This is a genomic window from Nocardioides xinjiangensis (assembly GCF_017916385.1).
GTDB classification, from domain to species: domain Bacteria; phylum Actinomycetota; class Actinomycetes; order Propionibacteriales; family Nocardioidaceae; genus Nocardioides; species Nocardioides xinjiangensis.
Genome location: NZ_JAFMSW010000001.1, coordinates 1,572,627 through 1,592,743 on the forward strand (window position 1 = coordinate 1,572,627; position 20,117 = coordinate 1,592,743).

At 74.1% G+C, this 20,117-nt stretch carries 19 protein-coding genes; 11 read left to right on the forward strand and 8 right to left on the reverse strand.

The genetic code is table 11. The annotated features are described in order from the left end of the window. Positions 1 to 16: 16 nt before the first annotated feature. From J3P32_RS07475 to J3P32_RS07485, 3 genes are read left to right on the forward strand one after another with little or no spacing between them, the layout of a single operon-like run. On the forward strand, positions 17 to 595 hold the full coding sequence (locus J3P32_RS07475; RefSeq protein WP_210439189.1) for an RNA polymerase sigma factor: 579 nt from the start codon (positions 17 to 19) through the stop codon (positions 593 to 595). Further along, positions 592 to 2,109, forward strand: a complete 1,518-nt coding sequence (locus J3P32_RS07480; protein ID WP_210439190.1) for a M1 family metallopeptidase — start codon at positions 592 to 594, stop codon at positions 2,107 to 2,109. Before J3P32_RS07475 ends, J3P32_RS07480 begins: the two co-directional genes overlap by 4 nt. Positions 2,110 to 2,149: 40 nt before the next feature. Beyond that, positions 2,150 to 3,622 carry a carboxyl transferase domain-containing protein gene (locus tag J3P32_RS07485; protein WP_210439191.1) on the forward strand — a complete coding sequence of 491 codons (1,473 nt, stop codon included), beginning with the start codon at positions 2,150 to 2,152 and terminating at the stop codon, positions 3,620 to 3,622. 552 nt (positions 3,623 to 4,174) lie between these two features. On the opposite strand, the gene J3P32_RS07490 is transcribed toward J3P32_RS07485, so the two are convergent. Together J3P32_RS07490 and J3P32_RS18435 are read right to left on the reverse strand one after the other, a co-directional pair. After that, positions 4,175 to 5,218 carry a coiled-coil domain-containing protein gene (locus tag J3P32_RS07490; protein ID WP_210439192.1) on the reverse strand — a complete coding sequence of 348 codons (1,044 nt, stop codon included), beginning with the start codon at positions 5,216 to 5,218 and terminating at the stop codon, positions 4,175 to 4,177. Next, a complete protein-coding gene (locus J3P32_RS18435) occupies positions 5,211 to 6,704 on the reverse strand; it encodes a coiled-coil domain-containing protein (RefSeq protein ID WP_210439193.1) in 1,494 nt (497 codons plus the stop codon). The genes J3P32_RS07490 and J3P32_RS18435 overlap by 8 nt, the downstream gene beginning before the upstream one ends. 235 nt (positions 6,705 to 6,939) lie before the next feature. Between J3P32_RS18435 and J3P32_RS18440 the strand changes: the two genes are divergently transcribed. Beyond that, complete coding sequence (locus tag J3P32_RS18440; RefSeq protein ID WP_210439194.1) at positions 6,940 to 7,902, forward strand: NAD-dependent epimerase/dehydratase family protein; 963 nt, start codon at positions 6,940 to 6,942, stop codon at positions 7,900 to 7,902. A 186-nt stretch (positions 7,903 to 8,088) separates the two neighbouring features. On the opposite strand, the gene J3P32_RS07505 is transcribed toward J3P32_RS18440, so the two are convergent. From J3P32_RS07505 to J3P32_RS07520, 4 genes are all read right to left on the reverse strand, one after another. Further along, positions 8,089 to 9,696: a dihydrolipoamide acetyltransferase family protein gene (locus J3P32_RS07505; protein WP_210439195.1), complete on the reverse strand. Its 1,608-nt coding sequence runs from the start codon at positions 9,694 to 9,696 to the stop codon at positions 8,089 to 8,091. Positions 9,697 to 9,709: 13 nt separating this feature from the next. Beyond that, positions 9,710 to 10,690, reverse strand: coding sequence for an alpha-ketoacid dehydrogenase subunit beta (locus J3P32_RS07510; protein WP_210439196.1), 981 nt, complete (start codon positions 10,688 to 10,690; stop codon positions 9,710 to 9,712). Beyond that, positions 10,687 to 11,859: a pyruvate dehydrogenase (acetyl-transferring) E1 component subunit alpha gene (pdhA, locus tag J3P32_RS07515; RefSeq protein ID WP_210439197.1), complete on the reverse strand. Its 1,173-nt coding sequence runs from the start codon at positions 11,857 to 11,859 to the stop codon at positions 10,687 to 10,689. Before pdhA ends, J3P32_RS07510 begins: the two co-directional genes overlap by 4 nt. A gap of 159 nt (positions 11,860 to 12,018) precedes the next feature. Continuing rightward, positions 12,019 to 13,008 carry a glutathione S-transferase C-terminal domain-containing protein gene (locus J3P32_RS07520; protein ID WP_307861613.1) on the reverse strand — a complete coding sequence of 330 codons (990 nt, stop codon included), beginning with the start codon at positions 13,006 to 13,008 and terminating at the stop codon, positions 12,019 to 12,021. A gap of 82 nt (positions 13,009 to 13,090) precedes the next feature. On the opposite strand from J3P32_RS07520, the gene J3P32_RS07525 reads away from it, so the two are divergent. Next, positions 13,091 to 13,657, forward strand: a complete 567-nt coding sequence (locus tag J3P32_RS07525) for an ArsR/SmtB family transcription factor (RefSeq protein WP_210439198.1) — start codon at positions 13,091 to 13,093, stop codon at positions 13,655 to 13,657. Beyond that, positions 13,654 to 14,904, forward strand: a complete 1,251-nt coding sequence (locus J3P32_RS07530) for an MFS transporter (protein ID WP_210439199.1) — start codon at positions 13,654 to 13,656, stop codon at positions 14,902 to 14,904. Before J3P32_RS07525 ends, J3P32_RS07530 begins: the two co-directional genes overlap by 4 nt. 309 nt (positions 14,905 to 15,213) lie before the next feature. Here J3P32_RS07530 and J3P32_RS07535 read toward each other — a convergent pair whose 3' ends face one another. After that, on the reverse strand, positions 15,214 to 16,308 hold the full coding sequence (locus tag J3P32_RS07535) for a histidinol-phosphate transaminase (protein ID WP_210439200.1): 1,095 nt from the start codon (positions 16,306 to 16,308) through the stop codon (positions 15,214 to 15,216). A 10-nt stretch (positions 16,309 to 16,318) separates the two neighbouring features. Further along, positions 16,319 to 16,876 (reverse strand): VanZ family protein, encoded by a 558-nt coding sequence (locus J3P32_RS07540; RefSeq protein ID WP_246850815.1) that lies wholly within the window; start codon positions 16,874 to 16,876, stop codon positions 16,319 to 16,321. A gap of 40 nt (positions 16,877 to 16,916) precedes the next feature. Between J3P32_RS07540 and J3P32_RS07545 the strand changes: the two genes are divergently transcribed. Genes J3P32_RS07545 through J3P32_RS07565 form a run of 5 tightly spaced genes read left to right on the forward strand, consistent with a single transcriptional unit; the run spans position 16,917 to position 20,107 of the window. Then, a complete protein-coding gene (locus J3P32_RS07545; RefSeq protein ID WP_210439202.1) occupies positions 16,917 to 17,306 on the forward strand; it encodes a phage holin family protein in 390 nt (129 codons plus the stop codon). Between the two features lie 4 nt (positions 17,307 to 17,310). Then, on the forward strand, positions 17,311 to 17,811 hold the full coding sequence (locus tag J3P32_RS07550) for a low molecular weight protein-tyrosine-phosphatase (RefSeq protein WP_210439203.1): 501 nt from the start codon (positions 17,311 to 17,313) through the stop codon (positions 17,809 to 17,811). Further along, a complete protein-coding gene (locus J3P32_RS07555) occupies positions 17,811 to 18,674 on the forward strand; it encodes a fructosamine kinase family protein (protein ID WP_210439204.1) in 864 nt (287 codons plus the stop codon). The genes J3P32_RS07550 and J3P32_RS07555 overlap by 1 nt, the downstream gene beginning before the upstream one ends. 51 nt (positions 18,675 to 18,725) lie before the next feature. Further along, a complete protein-coding gene (locus J3P32_RS07560; RefSeq protein ID WP_210439205.1) occupies positions 18,726 to 19,364 on the forward strand; it encodes a UdgX family uracil-DNA binding protein in 639 nt (212 codons plus the stop codon). A gap of 47 nt (positions 19,365 to 19,411) precedes the next feature. Continuing rightward, entirely contained in the window at positions 19,412 to 20,107 is a 696-nt protein-coding gene (locus J3P32_RS07565; protein WP_210439206.1) for a response regulator transcription factor, read from the forward strand. Positions 20,108 to 20,117 lie beyond the last annotated feature (10 nt).

Below are 20,117 nucleotides of genomic sequence, written 5' to 3' on the forward strand. Positions count from 1 at the left end.
CATTATCGTGCAGTCCGTGAGCTATTCGGGGGACCACGGCGACGCGCTGGGGCCGGACGACATCGACGACCTCGCCCGGCGCGCCCGCGACGGGGACCGGGACGCCCTCGAGCTGCTGCTCGCCGCCGTCCGCAGCCGGGTGCTCAACATCTGCCGCGGCGTGCTCCCCTACTCCGGCGACGCGGAGGACGCCTGCCAGGAGGCGTTGCTCAACGTCGCGACCAAGATCGGCACGTGGGGCGGTCGCGGCCGGTTCACCACCTGGCTGCACATCGTCGCGGTCAACAGCGCCCGCTCGACGTACCGCCGGCTGCGGAACCTGGCAACGCCGACGGACTTCGAGGACGGCTCGCACGATCGTCCGGACCCGCGCACCACCAGCGTCATCGCCGGCACCCGGCTCGACCTGCTCGAGGCGATGGAGACCATCGAGAAGGACCACCCGCAGTACGTCGAGCCGCTGCTGCTCCGCGACGTCTACGGACTCCCCTACGACGAGATCGCGGACCTCGTCGACGCACCCCTCGGCACCGTCAAGGCGCAAATCCACCACGGCCGCAAGCTGGCCCGGCCGCTGCTGCGGGGCGAGAGATGACCCGTCGGCGGGCCCTCCCGGCGCTCGCCGTGTGCCTCTCGCTCGCTGTCGCCGGGTGCTCCGAGGACGCCGCCGACCCCGCACCGGCCCGGCCGGCAGGCTCACCGAGCGGCGCGGCGCCCGCCGACGATGCGGCGTCCGGCGCGCCGTCGCGCGGACCGGTGGTGGGCGACCGGGTCGAGCCCGACCTCGACCTCGCCCGGTCCACGCCGGTCGAGGACAGCGTCTACCCCGACGTCGGCGACCCCCGCGTCGACGCCCTGCACTACGACCTCGACCTGACCTGGGACCGCGACGCGCGGCGCCTCACGGGGCGGGCGGTCGTCACCTTCCGGGCGGCCCGCTCGGCGCCGCGCTTCCAGCTCGACCTCGGGGCACCGCTGCGCGTCGGCGAGGTGACGCTCGACGGACGTGCCGTCCGCACCGCCCACCGCGGCAAGGACCTCGTCGTCCGCGCGCCCATCGAGGAGGACCGGCACTACGAGTTGGCCGTCGCCTACGCCGGCACGCCCGAGCCGGCGGCCGCGCCGACCACGCGCAGCGACCTCTCCGAGACCGGCTTCACCGTGACCCGCACCGGCGAGGTGTGGACGATGCAGGAGCCCTACGGCGCCTTCACGTGGTACCCCGTCAACGACCAGCCGGCCGACAAGGCGCTCTACGACATCACGGTGCACGCGCCGCCGCGCTGGACCGGCGTCGCCAACGGCACGCTGACCGAGCTCGCCACGGACGACGAGGGCACGACCACGTCCTGGCAGCTCGTGGAGCCGGCGTCGTCGTACCTGATCACCCTCGCGATCGGCGCCTACGACCACAGCAGCAACACCTCGCGGAGCGGCCTGCGCGTCGACTACTGGACGCCACGCCGCTTCACCCGGCCGCTCCAGGGCGTCCGGACCGCCGCCGACACGGTCGACTGGATCGAGTCCCGGCTGGGCGACTACCCCTTCGACACCCTCGGCCTCGTCGTCACCGACTCGATGAGCGCGATGGAGACGCAGACGATGATCACGCTGGGCAGCAACGACTACGTGCTCTCCCCCCAGGTGGTCGCGCACGAGCTCGTGCACCAGTGGTACGGCGACCAGGTCTCGCCGTCGGACTGGCGCGACGTGTGGCTCAACGAGGGCATGACGATGCTCCTGCAGTGGATCTACGAGGACGAGCACGACATCCGGCCGCTGCGGCAGAGCCTGCGGGCGGCGCGTGCCGCCGACCAGCAGCTGCGCGACCAGTACGGCCCGCCCGGCGCGTACGACCGCCGTCAGTTCGGCAGCTCGAACATCTACTGGACGCCGGCGTTGATGTGGGACGAGCTGCGGGTCGAGCTGGGCGACGAGGAGTTCTTCCGCATCGCCCGCTCCTGGCTGGAGGCGAACGACAACGCGTCGGCCTCGCGCGAGCAGCTCTACGAGCACTGGGAGCGGGAGACCGGCCGCGAGCTGTCGGCGTTCTTCGACGGGTGGATCACCGGCGACCGCACCCCCGAGCCGGGGGTGCCGGCGCGCTGACGCGCCGTCCGCGGCGACGCGCCGCGGCTACCCTGCCCGCATGACCCGCCTCTCCGCGCGCGAGCTCATCGACCTGGTCCTCGACGAGGGCTCGTGGTCGTCCTGGGACAGCCCGCCGTCGCGCGAGGACATCAGCGAGGCGTACGCCGCCGAGCTGGCCGCCGCCGAGGAGCGCTCGGGCGTCGACGAGTCCGTGCTCACCGGCGAGGCCCGGATGCACGGGCGTCGGATCGCCGTGCTCGTCGGGGAGTTCGGCTTCCTGGCCGGCTCGATCGGCCGGGCCGCCGCCGACCGGATCGTGGCCGGCATCGAGCGTGCCACCCGGGAGGGGCTGCCGCTCGTCGCCGCCCCGGTCAGCGGCGGCACGCGGATGCAGGAGGGCACCCCCGCCTTCGTGCAGATGGTCCGGATCTCGGCCGCCGTGGCGGCCCACCGCACCGCGGGACTGCCGTACCTGGTCTACCTGCGCCACCCCACCACGGGCGGCGTCATGGCGTCGTGGGGCTCGCTCGGGCATGTCACCGTCGCCGAGCCCGGCGCGCTCGTGGGCTTCCTCGGGCCGCGCGTCTACGAGGCGCTCTACGACCGGCCGTTCCCCGCCGGCGTGCAGACCGCGGAGAACCTCTACGCCCGCGGCATCATCGACGCGGTGCTGCCGCCCGAGGAGATCGCCGCGATCCTGGACCGCGCGCTGACCACGCTCATGGCCGCCCGCGAGGGCGTCGACGCGGTGCCGGACCCCGGCCACGAGGACGTGCCCGACGTCGACACCTGGGAGTGCGTGACGCGCTCCCGGCGGCCCGACCGACCCGGCGTACGCCGGCTGCTGCGGTACGCCGCGAGCGACGTCGTGCCGCTCAACGGCACGGGGCAGGGCGAGTCCGACCCCGGCCTGCTGATCGCGCTGGCCCGCTTCGGCGAGGCGCCGTGCGTGTTCCTCGGGCAGGACCGGCGCGGGCAGACCACCGACCATCCTCTCGGCCCCGAGGCGCTGCGGGAGGCACGGCGCGGCATGCGCCTGGCCTCGGAGCTCGGACTGCCGCTGGTGACCGTCATCGACACCCAGGGCGCCGCCCTGTCGGCGGACGCGGAGAACGGCGGGCTGGCCGGCGAGATCGCCCGGTCGCTGGCCGACCTCGTGACGCTCGACGCGCCGACCCTGTGCCTGATGCTCGGGGAGGGCAACGGCGGTGGGGCGCTGGCGCTGCTGCCGGCCGATCGGGTCGTCGCCGCCCAGCACGCCTGGCTCTCGCCGCTGCCGCCCGAGGGTGCGTCGGCCATCGTGCACCGCGACCTCGACCACGCCGCGGAGATGGCGCGGGCGCAGCAGGTGCGCGCCCTCGACCTGCACCGGCGCGGGATCGTCGACCGGGTCGTGGCCGAGAAGCCGGACGCGGCCGACGAGCCGGAGGCCTTCTGCCGCCGGGTCGGCGCCGTGCTGGAGCACGAGCTCAGCACGCTGCTCGCCGCCGGCCCGGGGTCCCCGGAGGAACGCGCGCGCCGCTACGTGTGAGTGCGCCCCGCCTCTCCTCGGGTTCGAGCGGTGCGTGAGGCAGGCTTCGTACGCGCAGAACCTGCGTGGCTCACCGCCCCTGACCAGCGGTGCGTGAGGCAGGTTCCGGACGCCGAGAACCTGCGTGGCTCACCGCCGCCTCTAGCGGTGTGTGAGGCAGCTTCGTACGCTCAGAACCTGCGTGGCTCACCGCCGCCCGGGCCAGCGGTGCGTGAGGCAGCTTCCGGACGCGCAGAACCTGCGCGGCTCACCGCCGCCCGGGCCAGCGGTGCGTGAGGCAGCTTCCGGACGCTCAGAACCTGCGTGGCTCACCGCCGCCCGGGCCAGCGGTGCGTGAGGCAGGTTCCGGACGCTCAGAACCTGCGTGGCTCACCGCCGCTCGCACCGGCGGTGCGTGAGGCAGGTTCCGGACGCTCAGAACCTGCGTGGCTCACCGCCCCCCTGGCCAGCGGTGCGTGGCGCAGGCTTCGTACGCTCAGAACCTGCGTGGCTCACCGCCGCCCGGGCCAGCGGTGCGTAAGGCAACTTCCGGACGCGCAGAACCTGCGTGGCTCACCGCTGCTCGGGAGACTCCTCGGCCTCGCGCGACGCGTCCGCAGCGGGCTTCGCGTCGGACTGCGCCGCGTCGGACTCCGCAGCCTCGGCCGGGACCGGCTCGTCGACGGGCTCGTCGGCGGGTACGGCGGCCGCGGCCGGCTCCGCGACGGGCAGCGCGACACCGGGCACGGTGCCGGTGAGCGTGGCGAGCATCTGGCGGACGTTGGAGAGCTGGGCGTTGATGCTGTCGCGACGCTGCGCGGCGGCGGCGAGCTCGCGCTCGGACTCGGCGCGGACGCGGTCGGCGGAGGCGCGCGCCTCCTCGACCATCGTCGTCGAGCGCTGCTCGGCGTCGGCGAGCATGCGGGCGATCCGCTCCTCGGCCTCGGCCCGGTTGCGCTCCATCGTCGCCTCGGTGTCCTTGTTGCGCGCGGCCATCGCGTCGAGCTCGGCCCGGATCGCGGCCTGCTGCGCCTGGAACTCGGCCGTGGCCTTCTGGCGACGCTCGGCCAGCGTGGTCTCGAAGTCGGCGGCGGCCTGGGCGGCCTTGGCGCGCTGGTCCTCGTGCAGCGCCTCGGCCTCGGCCCGGCGGGCGGAGGCGTCGCGCTCGGCCGCGTCGCGCTCGCTGTCGGCGGCCTTGCGCGCGTCGGCGAGCACCCGGGCACCCTCGGCCTCGGCGTCGCGGCGGGTCTCCTCGGCGTAGCGGTCGGCGTCGGCCCGCAGCGCGCCGGCCTCCTGCTCGGCCTCCTTGCGCAGGGTCTCGACCTCGCCCTTGACCCGGTCGCGGATCTCGGCTGCCTCGGCCTCGGCGAGGGAGAGGATCTGGCCGACCCGCTGCCCGAGGTGCTCGTACGTCGGCAGCTCGGGCGCCTGAGCCTCACGCGAGACGAGCGCCTCGCGGGCCGCGGCGGCCTCGCCGCGAGCCTGCCGGGCGGCGGCCTCGGCGGCCTCGAGCCGCCGGCGGAGGTCGGCGACCTCGCTCTGCGCCTGCCCGACGGCACGCTCGACCTCGGTCGGGTCGTAGCCGCGGCGCACGGTCGTGAACATCTCTTCAGGCATCGGTGCTCTCCTGCTGGTGTGGCGGGGCGTGGGGTGGCTGGGCGTGGGGTGGCTGGACTCGCGGTGGCTGCGCGTGGGCGTCGCCTGCGGCGGTGCCGGCGGCGGAGGCCTGCTGGCGCTCGGGCACGGAGAGCGCCTCGATGACCCCGGAGAGCTGGCCCAGCTCGGCGGCGATGCCGTCGCGCCGCGCCTGCAGCTGCGCGACCTCGGCACGGGCGCGCTCGAGCGCGCGGCGGGCGCTGTCGCGGAGCTGGTCGGCCTCCGCCCGGCCCTCGGCGACGAGGGCGACGGACTCCTCCCGGGCGCGGCGCCGCTCCTCGGCGGCCTCCGCCCGGATGCGGGTGACCTCCTCGGCGACCAGGGAGCGGAGGCTCGCCGCCCCCGCCTCGGCCTGCGCCCGACGGCGCTCGAGGCGATCGACGGCGCGCTGCGACTCGTCGGTCGCGTCGGCGAGGATGCGGGCCGCCTCGGCCTCGGCGCGGGCGAGCGCGGCCTTGGCCTCGCTCTCCATCTCCGCGGCCGCCAGCGCGGCGGTGCGGGTGATCTCGTCTGCGCGCTGCTGCGCGTCGGCCAGCTGCAGCGCCATGCGCCCGGCGACCGCGGCGATGACCGCCTGGAGCCGGCGGCGCACCACCCGGGCGTGATCGCCGACCTCGACGTGGCCGGCCCTGCGGATGGCGTCCGCCTCCGTCGCCGCGCCGTCGAGCACCGAGCGCACGGTCCGCGTGGCCCACTCGGTCTGCTCGGCGGCCTGGCGGAGCTTCTCCTCGCTCTCGGCGCGAGCGGCGGCGAGCGTCTCCGCGGCTGCCTGCCGGACCTGCTCGGCCTCCGCGCCGGCGGTGCGGCGCAGCTCCTCGACGTGGGCGGAGGCCTCGTCGCGCATCCGCGCCGACTCGGTCGAGGCGCTGGCGCGCAGGGACTCCGCCTCGGCCATGGCGGTGTCGAGGTGCCGCTGGCCGCCTGCGCGACCCTCCTCGACCAGGTCCGCGGCCCTCTGCTGGGCGGCGGTGACGACGGCCTCGGCCTCGGCTCGCGCGGCGTCGAGCAGGGCAGCCCCCTCGGCGGCAGCGGCGTCGCGCAGCTCGCGGGACTCCCCGCGGAGGGCGGCCGCCTCCTCCTGCGCCTCGGCGCGCAACCGGTCGCCCTCGACGCGTGCGGCGGCGACGTGCTGGTCGCGGGCGTCCTCGGCGGAGGACATCAGCAACGCGGCCTGCTCGTTGGCGTCGACGACGATCGTGGCGGCCTCCTCCGACGCGCCGGCGAGGACCTGCTCGGCCTGCCGTCGTGCCCGTCCGGCCTCGGCCCGGTCCGCCTCGGCCTCGGCGTGGAGCCGGCGGAGCTCCTCACGCAGCGTCGCCAGCTGGGCGGTCAGCCTCTCGGCCTCCAGCCGCGCCTCGTCGACGAGCTGGTCGGCGACCTGCTGCGCCCGGGCGAGGAGGGCGGCGGGGGTGGTGTCGCCGGTAGCAGTGGAGGCTTCGAACGCCACCCGCCAGCTCCTTCCACGCGATCCGAGGGCGCCATTGTCGCAGCGCCGGAGCGATGGTGCCAAAGAGCCGGGCTCCTGTCTGCCGAACGCCCATCCCGCGGTCGCGCGGCGGTCGCAGCCGGGTCGCGGACCGCGTCACGGCGCCCCCGGCCCGTCGGTCACAGGTGCAGCGCGAGGGTTGCGCCCACCGCGAACAGGGTTGTGGTGCGTGCCCGGACGGCCGTGTAGTGGTCCCGTGGAGCTCCTCGTCCTCGGTGGCACCCGGTTCCTTTCGCGCGAGGTCGCGGCCCAGGCGGTCGACGCCGGCTGGGACGTCACCTGCGCCTGCCGCGGCGAGTCCGGGCCGCTCCCGGCAGGTGCGACGCACCTTCCCTGGGATCGCGCCGAGCCCGTGCCGGCCGGTGTCGCCGAGGGCCGCTGGGACGCCGTCGTCGACGTCACCAGGCTGCCCTCGCACGCGCGCCGGGCCGTCGAGGCGACGGCCGGGGCGCACTGGGTGTTCGTGTCGACGATCAGCGTCTACGCCGACGACTCCTCGCCGGCGATGGCGCCGCTGGTGGAGCCCATCAACGACGACGTCGACCTGGCGGTCGACCCGGGGGCCTACGGCGGCATGAAGGTCGCCTGCGAGCAGGCGGTCCAGGCGGGCGCACGGTCGTCGGTGGTCGTCCGACCGGGGCTGATCGTCGGTCCCGGCGACCCGACGGGACGATTCGCCTACTGGCCGCAGCGGCTGGCGCGGGGCGGCGAGGTGCTGGCGCCGGGCCGTCCCACGGACGTCGTGCAGGTGATCGACGTACGCGACCTCGCGGCCTGGCTGCTGCGGCTGGCGCAGACACGGACTCCGGGCGTTCTCGACGCGGTGGGCCGGCCGACGTCGTTCGAGGACCTGCTGACCGCCGTGGCGGCCGGTGTCCGCGACGACGCCCCGACGCTGACGTGGGTCGACCAGGGCTTCCTGCAGGAGCACGGCGTCCAACCGTGGGCGGGCGAGGACTCGCTGCCGCTGTGGCTCCCGCGACCGGAGCACGACGGCATGCTGGCCCACGACCCCGCGCCGGCGATCGCCGCCGGGCTCACCCTCCGCCCTGTGGCCGAGACCGCGCCCGACTGCCTCGACTCCCCCGTCACCGCGCTCTCACCCGAGCGCGAGGCCGAGGTGCTCGCTGCCTGGCACGCCCGCCCGAGCGGGCGCTAGCGCACCCGGAGAGCACGTCGAGTCGGCGCTCGTGCGCCACGAGCGCACCTCGAGCCGGCGCCAGTGTGCTGGGAAGCAGGCCGAGTCGGCGCCAGTGTGCTGGGGACACCAGCGCCGACTCGACGCAGATCCTCGGGACACCAGCGCCGCCTCGACGCCGACTGGCGGGACACTCCCGCCCACTCGTCAGAACAGCAGCGCGGTGCCCGGGTCGGAGAGCACTCCGGCGACGTCGGCGAGGAACCGCGAGCCCTTCTCGCCGTCGATGTGCCGGTGGTCGAACGACAGCGCGAGCGTGGTGACATCGCGGACGACGATCTCGCCGGTCTCCTCCTCGACCCACGGCCGCTTGTTGATCGCGCCGAAGCACAGGATGGCGGACTCGCCGGGGTTGATGATCGGCGTGCCGGCGTCGACGCCGAACACGCCGACGTTGGTGATCGTGAACGTGCCGCCGGCCATCTCCGCGGGCTGGGTCCTGCCCTCGCGCGCCGTGGCCGTCAGCTCCCCGAGCGCCGCCGCCAGCTCGGTCATCGAGAGCGCGTCGGCGTCCTTGATGTTGGGGACCACCAGCCCGCGCGGGGTGGCGGCCGCGATGCCGAGGTTGACGTAGTGCTTGTAGACGACCTCCTGGGCGGACTCGTCCCAGGTGGAGTTGATCTCCGGGGTGCGCTTCATCGCGAGGATCACCGCACGGGCGAGGACCAGCAGCGGGCTGACCTTGGTGTCGCGGAACTCCGGCCGCTTGCGCAGCCGCGCGACGAGCTGCGTCGTCGCCGTCACGTCGACGGTGATCCACTCGGTGACGTGCGGGCTGGTGAAGGCCGACTGGCTCATCGCCGACGCCATCATCTTGCGCACGCCCTTGATCGGCTCGCGGGTCTCGCGCTCGCCGGACGGCGTCGAGCCCGACAGGCCGCGCTGCGCAGAGCCGCCGTAGGAGGCGCCCGGCACGTCACCGCCGCCGCTCGGGGCGACGGGAGCAGGCACGGGCGCGGCGGAGCCGTTGGCCGCTCCGTGCACGTCGTCGCGGGTGATCGAGCCGGACGGGCCCGAGCCGGTCAGCGTGGTGAGGTCGACGCCGAGGTCCTTGGCGAGCTTGCGGACCGGAGGCTTCGCCAGGGCGCGCACGGCGCCGGGCTCACCCTGCGCGGCGGCCGGGACGAGCGCCTCGGCGGGCGCCGCCTGCGGCGCGGGCCGCTGGTCGACGGCCGGCACCGGGGACTCGTCGGCCGGCACCACCTCGTCGGACTGCGCGCCGCCGGGCGCGAAGGCGCCCTGCACCTGCATCTGCGTCTGGGCGCCGGCCACCGTGCTCGGGGAGGCCGAGCCGCGCCGGGCGCGGCGCATGGGGCCGCGGTCGGCCTTGATGCGGCCGACGAGGGACGCCCCCTCCATCGATCCGGAGGCGGCCGGGTTGGACAGGTCGATCTCGGTCGGGTCGACCTGCGCGGCCGCCGGCCCCGCGTCCTCGGCGCCGGCCTTCTGGGCCATGCCGAGGTAGGGGTCGGACTCGGTCTGGGGGGCGGCGCCGCCGGCAGGCTCGGCAGGCGCCTCGCCGGCCGCGCCGATGGAGATGATCGGCGTGCCGACCGGGACGGTCTCGCCCTCGGGGACGAGGAGGGCCAGCACGATGCCCTCGAACGGCGAGGGCAGCTCGACCAGCGACTTCGCGGTCTCGATCTCGACGATCACGTCGTTGATCTCGACGGTGTCGCCGACCTTGACCTTCCACGCGACGATCTCGGCCTCGGTGAGGCCCTCGCCGACGTCGGGGAGCAGGAACTCGGACATCAGGGGACTCCTCTCAGTAGGCGAAGGTGCGGTCGACGGCGTCCAGCACCCGGTCGAGGTCGGGGAGGTACTCCTCCTCGATCCGCGACGGCGGGTAGGGCGTGTCGAACGCGCCGACGCGCAGCACCGGCGCCTCGAGCGAGTAGAAGCACTGCTCGGTGACCCGGGCGGCGAGCTCGGCGCCCATGCCGAGGTTGACGTGCGCCTCGTGGGTGACCACGCACCGGCCGGTGCGGCGCACGGACTCGTAGACCGGCGCCATGTCGAGCGGCGACAGGGTGCGCAGGTCGATGACCTCGAGGCTGCGGCCCTCGGACTCGGCGGCCTCGGCGCACTTGAGCGCGGTCTTCACGGTCGGGCCGTAGGCCAGCACCGTCGCGTCGGACCCGGCGCGCACCACGCGCGAGGTGAACAGCGGCTCCGGCGTCGCGGACTCGTCGAGCTCCGCCTTGTCGGCGTGGTACTGCCGCTTCGGCTCGAGGAAGATGACCGGGTCGTCGTGGGCGATCGCCTGCTGGATCATCCAGTAGCCGTCGACGGGGTTGGAGCAGGCCACCACCTTGAGGCCGGGGGTGTGCGCGAACTGCGCCTCGGGGCTCTCGGAGTGGTGCTCGACCGCGCCGATGCCGCCGCCGAAGGGGATGCGGATGACGATCGGCATCTTCACCTTGCCCTGCGAGCGGTAGGTGTACTTGGCCACCTGGCACACGATCTGGTCGTAGGCGGGGTAGACGAAGCCGTCGAACTGGATCTCCACGACGGGGCGGTAGCCGCGCAGCGCCATGCCGACCGCGGTGCCGACGATGCCGGACTCCGCCAGCGGGCTGTCGATGACGCGGTCCTCGCCGAAGTCCTTCTGCAGCCCGTCGGTGATGCGGAAGACGCCGCCGAGCTTGCCGACGTCCTCGCCCATGAGGAGGACCTTGTCGTCGTCCTCCATCGCCTTGCGCAAGCCCATGTTGAGGCCCTTGGCGAGCGTGATCTTGCTGGTCACGAGTGGCTCCCCTCGAAGGACGCGAGGTAGGCGGCGAACTCGTCGCGCTGGGCGGCGATCTCGTCGGTCATCTCGCTGAAGACGTAGCCGAACTGGTCCAGCGGCTTGGGGTCGGGCAGCGCCTTGCAGCCCTCGCGGAGGTGGTGGCCCAGCTCCTTGGCCTCGGCGTCGAGGTCGTCGAAGAACTCCTGGTCGACCAGGCCGTTGCGGCGGAGGTACACCTTGAGCCGCTCGATCGGGTCCTTGAGCTTCCAGTGCTCGAGCTCGTCGTTGAGCCGGTAGCGCGTGGGGTCGTCGGTCGTGGTGTGCGCGCCCATCCGGTAGGTGTAGGCCTCGACGAAGGAGGGGCCGTTGCCCTCGCGCGCCCGCTGGAGCGCGGCCCTGGTGACGGCGTACGTCGCCAGCACGTCGTTGCCGTCGACGCGGATGCCCGGGAAGCCGAAGCCCAGCGCCCGCTGGTAGAGCGGGATGCGGGTCTGCCGCTCGATCGGCTCGGAGATCGCCCACTGGTTGTTCTGGCAGAAGAACACGACCGGGGCGTTGTAGGACGCGGCGAAGATGAACGCCTCGTTGACGTCGCCCTGGGAGGACGCGCCGTCGCCGAAGTGGGCGATGACGGCCGCGTCGCGCTCGGGGTCGCCGGTGCCGACGACGCCGTCGCGCTGCATGCCCATGGCGTAGCCGGTGGCGTGGAGCGTCTGGGCGCCGATGACGATCGTGTAGAGGCCGAAGTTGTTCTCGGTCGGGTCCCAGCCGCCCTGGTCGACGCCGCGGAACAGGCCGAGCAGGCGCAGCGGGTCGACGCCGCGGCAGTAGGCGACACCGTGCTCACGGTAGGTCGGGAAGACGTAGTCCTGGGGACGCAGGGCGCGGCCGGCGCCGATCTGCGCGGCCTCCTGGCCGAGCAGCTGGGCCCAGATGCCGAGCTCGCCGTGGCGCTGGAGGGCGGTGGCCTCGACGTCGATGCGCCGGGTGAGGACCATGTCGCGGTAGAGCCCGCGGAGCTCCTCGGCGGAGAAGTCGTGGTCGAACTCGGGGTGGTGGACGCGCTCGCCCTCGGGCGTCAGCAGCTGGACGAGGTCGGGGCCGCCGTCGGAATGCGAGGGTCCGAAGACCTCCGCCAGGTCGGGGCCGAAGGTGTCACTCCGGGGGAAGGCAGGATCGGACAACGCAGTCTCCTTCTACAGCTAGCGGCAGTCACGGGATCGCCGGACGCCGACGGCGTGCAAGCGTGGCCGCCGGCGTGTGTGACCCCGACCACATGGTGGTGCTCAAGGTATCGGCCGCAGCCTGACAGCACCAATCTGGCGGTCGGCGCGAGCGCGCGCTCAGCCGCGGCCGTGCGGCGTGTGCCAGCCCGCCTCGTCGGGGCCGGCCGGGACGATCTGCGTGGGGTTGATGTCGGTGTGCACGACGTAGTAGTGACGCTTGATCTGCTCGAAGTCGACCTCGTCGCCGAACCCCGGCGTCTGGAAGAGGTCGCGCGCGTAGCCCCAGAGGTTCGGCATCTCGGTCAGCTTGTTGCGGTTGCACTTGAAGTGTCCGTGGTAGACCGCGTCGAAGCGGACGAGCGTGGTGAAGAGCCGCACGTCGGCCTCGGCGAACGCCTCGCCCATCAGGAAGCGACGGTCGGCGAGCCGCTCCTCGAGCCAGTCCATCGTGGTCCACAGCCGCGCGTACGCGTCGTCGTACGCCTCCTGGGAGCCGGCGAAGCCGCAGCGGTAGACGCCGTTGTTGATCTCGGTGAAGACGCGCTTCATCACCGACTCCATCTCCTCGCGGACGTCCGCCGGCCACAGGTCCGGCGCGTCGGGGCGCTGGTGCTCGCGCCACTCGAAGAAGAGGTCGTGGGTGATCTGCGGGAAGTCGTTGGTGACGACCTCGCCCGACTCGACGTCCACGATCGCGGGCACCGTGATGCCGCGCGGGTAGTCGGGCTGACGGGCGAAGTAGGCCTGCTGGAGGCGCTCGATCCCGAGCACCGGGTCGACGCCGCCGGGGTCGAGGTCGAAGGTCCAGCTCCGGGCGTCGTGGGTGGGACCGGGCGCGCCCCAGGAGATCACGTCCTCGAGGCCGAGCAGGGTGCGCACGATGATCGAGCGGTGCGCCCAAGGGCAGGCGCGGGCGGCGACGAGGCGGTAGCGCCCGGGCACGGCCGGCCACACGGGGACGTCGCGCGGGCTGTCCTTCGACCCGCTCGGGAAGTCGTCGTCGAGCGGGTCGGCGGAGCGCTCGCCCGCCAGGATCCGGTCGGGCAGGTAGGACATGTCGCGCTCGAAGGGCTGTCCCTTGGTCGTGTAGCTCGCCGTGTCGTTCACCCTTCAACCGTACCCATCCCACTGCATCCCAATCGGCAGCGAACTCTTTGCAAACGGTCGTTTGCAGTCCTACGATCCCGGCATGGGCTCCTCGATCACCCCGGACATCGCCGGCCTCCGCGCACTGAGCCACCCGGTGCGGCTGCGGATGCTGACGCTGCTGCGCGGCGAGGGGCCCGCGACCGCGACCACCCTCGCCCAGCGGCTCGGGCTCAACACCGGCGCGACGTCGTACCACCTGCGCCAGCTCGCGCAGCACGGCTTCATCGAGGAGGACGCCGACCGGGGCAACGCCCGCGACCGCTGGTGGCGGGCCGCGCACGCCAGCACCCGCACCGACTTCCGCGCCCGGGGCGTCGTCGACAGCGACGTCGAGGCCTACCTCACGACCGTGGTCCTCCTCTACGCCGACCGCATGCGGGCGGCGGTCTCGGAGATGCCGTTCCTGCCGCCGCCGTGGCGCACCGTCGGGACGCTCAGCGACTGGGAGGTCCGCCTCACGCCGGCTCGCGCCGAGGCGCTGGTGAAGAAGCTGGCCGAGGTCATCGAGGAGGCCGAGGACGCGGACTCCGACGACGCGCGGCCGTTCGTGGTGAACCTCAACGCCTACCCGCGTCCGGGCCAGCCCTGGGGCGAGGAGGAGCAGTGACCACGCGCAGGCCGCTCGTCGGCGGGCTCGTCGCGGAGGGCATCTCCTTCGTCGGCACCCGGATCTCGATGATCGCCATCCCGTGGTTCGTGCTGTCGACGACCGGGTCGGCGACCCAGACCGGGCTCGTCGCCGCCGCCGAGATCACCCCGCTGGTGGTCTTCAAGGCGCTCGGCGGCCCGCTCCTCGACCGGCTCGGCCCCCGCCGGGTCACCCTGGCGTGCGACCTGACGTCGTCCATCGTGGTGGCCGCGATCCCGCTGCTGCACGGGCTGGGCCTGCTGTCCTTCCCGTTGCTGCTGGTCCTCGTCGCCGTCGCGGGCGCCCTGCGGGGCCCGGGCGACGCGGGCAAGGCAGCGATGAGCCCCGAGCTCGCGCGGGTCGCGGGCTGGTCGCTCGAGCGGGTCTCCGGCCTGGCCGCGGCGGTCGAGCGCACCTCCTCGATGGGCGGCGCCGCGCTGGCCGGCCTGCTCGTGGCGTCGTTGGGGGCCGCCAACGCGCTCTACGTCGACGCCGCGTCGTTCCTGGTCTCCTTCGCCGTCTTCGCGGTCGCCACGGCCGGTCTCGGGCGGCCGGTCCCGCCGGAGCCCGACGCCGCCCCCACGTCGTACGGCCAGGAACTGCGGCAGGGGTGGGACTTCCTGCGCACCGAGCCGGTGCTCATCGCGACCTGCGTCATGGTCGCGGTCACGAACCTCGTCGACCAGGCCTACAGCGCCGTGCTCGCGCCGGTCTGGGCCAAGGAGTCGGGCGCCGGCGTCGCGGTCCTCGGCACGCTCTTCGCCGCGATGAGCGGCGCGTCCGTGCTGGGCGCGCTGGCGGCAGCGCGATGGGGCGAGACGCTGCCGCGGTTCCGGACCTACGTCGTGGCCTTCCTCGTCGCAGGGGCGCCGCGCTACGTCGTGATGGCGCTGGAGTCCCCGGTGTGGGCCGTCTTCGCGGTCACGGTCCTCGCGGGGGTGGCCTCGGGGTTCCTGAACCCCATCCTCGGCGCGGTGATCATGGAGCGGATCCCCGCGCACCTGCTGGGCCGGGTCTCCTCGCTCAACACCGCGATCTGCTGGTCGTTGATGCCGCTCGGCGGCGTGCTGGCCGGCGTCGCCGTGGCCGGCCTCGGGCTCTCCCCGGCCCTGCTCGTGGCCGGCGCGGTCTACCTCGTCACGACGATGGCGCCGACGCGGGTGCCGTCGTTCCGGCAGATGGAGCGGGCTCCGGTCGTGGACGCCCGCACGCCGAGCGGTGCGTGACGCAGGTTTCTGCGGTCCGGAAGCTGCGTCACTCACCGCTCAGGACGACGTCCGCCCCCGACCGGTGCGTGGGTCAAGTTCGTGGAGTCCGAAACCTGCCTCACTCACCGCTCAGCACGACGTCCAACGCCGAGCGGTGCGTGAGACAGGTTCCTGCGGTCCGGAAGCTGCGTCACTCACCGCTCAGCACGACGTCCGCCGCCGAGCGGTGCGTGAGACAGGTTCCTGCGGTCCAGAAGCTGCATCACTCACCGCTCGACGCCCAGGACGAGCTCCGCTCGACGCTCAGGACGACGCACCGCTCGACGCTCAGGACGACGGGACGGCGAAGCGGGCAGCGACCTCGACCACCCGGTCGAAGGCCTCGACCTCGCCGATGCTGACGCGGACGCCGTCGCCGGCGAAGGGACGCACCGAGATCCCGACCTCGCCGCAGGCCGCGGCGAAGTCCAGGGCCCGGTCGCCGAGCGGGAACCACACGAAGTTGCCCTGGGCGTCCGGGAGCTCCCAGCCGACCTCGCGCAGGCGGGCGACCAGCCCGGCGCGACGCGCCACGAGGTCCTCGACGCGGGCGAACAGCTCGTCGCGTGCCTCGAGGGAGGCGATCGCCGCGGCCTGGGCGACGTGGCTGACGCCGAAGGGCAGCGACACCGCGCGCAGCGCCGCCGCGAGCGGGGCCGGCGCGACGGCGTACCCGACCCGGAACCCGGCGAGCCCGTAGGCCTTGGAGAAGGTGCGCGTCAGCACGACGTTGTGGTGGCGGCGGTAGGTCGCGATGCCGTCGATGGCGTCGTCCATCCGCACGAACTCGAGGTATGCCTCGTCCACCACGACGACCACGTGCGGGGGCACCTTCGCGATGAACGCGTCGAGCTCGGACTGCGTCACGGCCGGCCCGGTCGGGTTGTTGGGCGTGCAGACGATGACGACCCGGGTGCGGTCGGTGACCGCCGCCGCCATGGCGTCGAGGTCGTGGCGGCCGTCGGCGGTCACCGGCACCTGGACGCTCGTCGCGCCGCCCGCGGTGACCGCGATCGGGTAGGCCTCGAACGAGCGCCAGGCGTAGACGACCTCGTCGCCGGGCCCGCAGAACGCGTTCACGAGCTGGTAGATCAGGCCCACTGAGCCGGTCGCCGCCGCCAGGTCCTCCACCGGCACGCCCATCGCCTCCCCCAGCGCCGCGTAGAGCGCGGTGCTGCCCATGTCGGGGTAGCGGTTCATCGAGGCCGCCGCCTCGGTCGCCGCCTCCAGCACGCCGGGCAGCGGCGGGTAGGGGTTCTCGTTGGACGACAGCTTGTACGACGTGAGCCCGGGTCGGGCGACGGGCGGCTTGCCGGCGACGTACGCGGGGATGGCGAGCACGTTGGGCCGGGGCTGCGGGGCGGAGCCGGAGGGGGTAGCCATGGCCCGCACCCTAGTGAGGCGCGCGACGGCCCCGCCACGGCCGCACCGCCGGCAGCAGCGCCAGGCCGAGGAGGAAGCCGATCCCGGCGCCGAGCACGTTGTCGACCAGGTCGGTGACGTCGCAGGCCCGGTCCAGCCGGGCGAGCTGCAGCTGGACGAGCTCGATGGCGAGGCTGTACGCCGCCAGCAGGCCGAGGCCGGCGGGCGCGAGCACCAGCGCCGAGCGCCAGCGGCCGACGGCGAGGACCAGGAACACCCCCGCGGGCACGAACAGCAGCACGTTGAGGGCGCGCTGGTCGAGGCCGAGGACCTCGAACGCCGCGCCGGTGGGCCCGCCGTAGTCCCACGAGCACGACTCGCTGCGGCCCTCCGCGGGGACGACCCCGACGTCGGGGCGGGTCGGCACCAGGGTGACCAGCGCGATGGCCGCGAGCGACCAGCACAGGCCGCCGATCGAGACCGCCGAGGCGGTGCCGAGCCGGCGGCGGGTGGCAAGCACGAGCAGGACCGCGAGGGCTCCAGCCACCAGCCCACCGAGCACCATCACGCCCGCGCCGCCGGTGCTCATCACGTCGGCGAGGGTACGCGGGAGGGATAACCTCGCCCGCATGCGCTTCGTGACCTGGTTGCTGACGTACGCCGCCGGGCTGGCCGTGGCGGCCCAGCTGCTGGCGGGCATCTCCTTCGAGGGGCCCGACTCCGGCCAGGCGGAGCTGCAGGAGAAGATCGTCCCGCTGCTCCTCGTCGCCCTCATCCTCGGCCTGGTGTCGACCTTCGTGGAGCCGGTGGTCAAGCTCGTCTCGCTGCCCTTCATCATCCTGACGCTCGGCCTGCTCCTCCTGGTCATCAACGCGCTGATGCTGCTGCTCACCGCCCGGCTCGCGGACGCGTTCGGCCTCGGCTTCGACGTCGACGGCTTCTGGAGCGCGCTCGTGGGGGCTCTGGTCGTCACCGTCGTCGGCTGGGGCGTCCGGATCGCCCTGCCCTCCCGGGACTGACGGGGTGCCGGCCCTCCCCGCCGCCCGCGTGCCCGGCCGCTACCGGGTGGCGCTCGTCTGCCTGGGCAACATCTGCCGCTCGCCGACCGCGCACGTCGTCCTCGAGCACCGGCTCCGGGACGCCGGCCTGGCCGATCGCGTGGAGGTCGCCTCCTCGGGCACGGGCGGCTGGCACGTCGGCAACCCCATGGACCCGCGCGCCGCCGCGACGCTGAGCGCGGCGGGCTACGACCCGACCCGGCACCGTGCCCGGCAGTACGACGCGACCTGGCCCGACGCGTACGACCTGGTCCTGGCCATGGACGAGACCAACCTCCTCGACGTGGGCGGGCGCACGGACCGGGTGGGCCTGTTCCGCGACTTCGACCCGGTCGGTCCGGGCGGGGAGGTACCGGACCCGTACTACGGTGGAGCCGACGGCTTCGAGGAGGTGCTGGCGATGGTGGAGCGCACGAGCGACGCGATCGTCGCGGCCCTGCCGCGCGCGCTGGAGGGCAGAGCCTGATGGCTCGCCAGCCGATCGTGGCCCGGCGCGCCGAGGAGCTGCTCGGCACGTCGGTTGTCGCGACCTCCCCCGTGGCCGGCGGCGACGTCGCGACCGCCACCCGGCTGCGCCTCTCGAGCGGCCAGACGGCGCTCATGAAGACGCTCCCCCACGCCCCGGAGGGCTTCTTCGAGGCCGAGGCCGCCGGACTGCGGTGGCTGGCCCAGGTCGAGGGCGGCGTGCCGCTGCCCGAGGTGCTCGCCGCCGCCAGCGACTGCGTGATCCTGGAGTGGATCGAGCCGGGCTCGAAGACGCCGGTCGAGGCGGCCGTGGCGTTCGGCCAGCAGCTCGCCACCACCCATGCCGCGGGCGCCGACGGCTGGGGCCTCGACCACGACGGCTACATCGGCCGGCTGCCGATGCCCAACCGGAGCGCCGACTCCTGGCCGGAGTTCTACGCCGTGCGCCGCGTGCTGCCCTACCTCAAGCTGGCCCGCGACCGCGGCGCCATCACCGACGCCGACGCCGCGGCCGTCGAGGCGGTGGTGGGCCGGTTGACCGTGCTGCTCCCGGAGGAGCCGCCCGCCCGGCTGCACGGCGACCTCTGGAACGGCAACTGTCTCTGGGGGCAGGACCTCGCCATCCACGTCATCGACCCCGCGGCCCACGGCGGCCACCGCGAGGTGGACCTGGCGATGCTGCACCTCTTCGGGCTCCCGCACCTGCCGCGGGTCGTCGCGGCGTACCACGAGGCGTACCCGCTCGCGGAGGGCTGGGAGGACCGGCTCGGGATCCACCAGCTGTTCCCGCTGCTGGTGCACGCGTGCATGTTCGGCGGCGGCTACGGCGCGCGCGCCGGCAGCATCGCCGCGCGCTACGCCTGACCCACCCGTCGGGCTGGTCCGCGCGCCGCCGCCGCGCGGCAGGGTGGAGCGATGGCCGAGCCCACCGACGCGACGCCCTGGGTCCCCGACTCGCGCGAGCTGGAGGACCTGGAGTCCGCCGCGCACGAGTGCCGCGGCTGCGAGCTGTGGCAGCCCGCCACGCAGGTCGTGTTCTCCAGCGGCGACCGGTCCGCGAGGATCATGCTCGTCGGCGAGCAGCCCGGCGACCAGGAGGACCGGGCGGGCGAGCCGTTCGTCGGGCCCGCCGGGCGGGTGCTCGACGAGGCGCTGACGGAGGCCGGCATCGCGCGGGAGGCGGCGTACCTCACCAACGCGGTCAAGCACTTCCGCTTCGAGCAGCGCGGCAAGCGGCGCATCCACGCCAAGCCCGAGGTGCGCCACGTCGGCGCCTGCCGCCCCTGGCTGGACGCCGAGCTCGAGGCGGTCTCGCCCGGGGTCGTCGTCGCGCTTGGCGCCACGGCGGCGCGGGCCGTGCTGGAGCGGCCCGTGAAGATCGGCGAGGTCCGGGGCACGGTGCTGGACGAGGCCGGTCCACCCGACCGACCGCGTCCACCCGTGGTCGTCACCACGCACCCGTCGGCGGTCCTGCGGCTGCGCGGGCGCGACGGGTACGACGAGGCGTTCGCCGGCCTCGTCGACGACCTCCGGCTGGCCGCGCCCTTCGCCTGACCCGCCGATCTCAGGATCGCCTCAGGCGTGGCTGGCATCCTTGCCGCGTGAACGAGTCGAAGCCGCGCGTGCTCGTCGTCGACGACGACCGTGCCGTGCGCGACTCGCTGCGCCGGTCGCTGGAGTTCAACGGGTACGACGTGGTGCTGGCCGCCGACGGCGCCGAGGGCCTGGTCGCCGTGGGTGCCCAGCACCCCGACGTGGTGGTGATCGATGTGATGATGCCGCGGCTCGACGGCATCGAGACCACCCGGGCGCTGCGCGCCGCCGGCAACGACGTACCCGTCCTCGTCCTGACCGCGCGCGACGCCGTCGGCGACCGCGTCGAGGGCCTCGACGCCGGCGCGGACGACTACCTCACCAAGCCCTTCGCGCTCGAGGAGCTGCTGGCCCGGCTGCGCGCCCTGCTGCGAAGGGTCGTCCCCGGCGCCGACGGCGAGAGCGAGGTGCTGTCGTTCGCCGACCTGCGCATGGACGTCGCGAGCCGCGACGTGTCCCGCGGCGGCCGGCCGATCGAGCTCACCCGCACGGAGTTCACGCTCCTCGAGATGTTCCTGCGCCGGCCGCGGCGCGTGCTCGACCGCTCCTTCATCCTCGAGGAGGTGTGGGGCTACGACTTCCCGACCAGCGCCAACTCGCTCGAGGTCTACGTCGGCTACCTCCGGCGCAAGACCGAGGCCGAGGGCGAGCCGCGGCTGATCCAGACCGTGCGCGGCGTCGGCTACGTGCTGAAGGAATCATGAGGTCGGCACC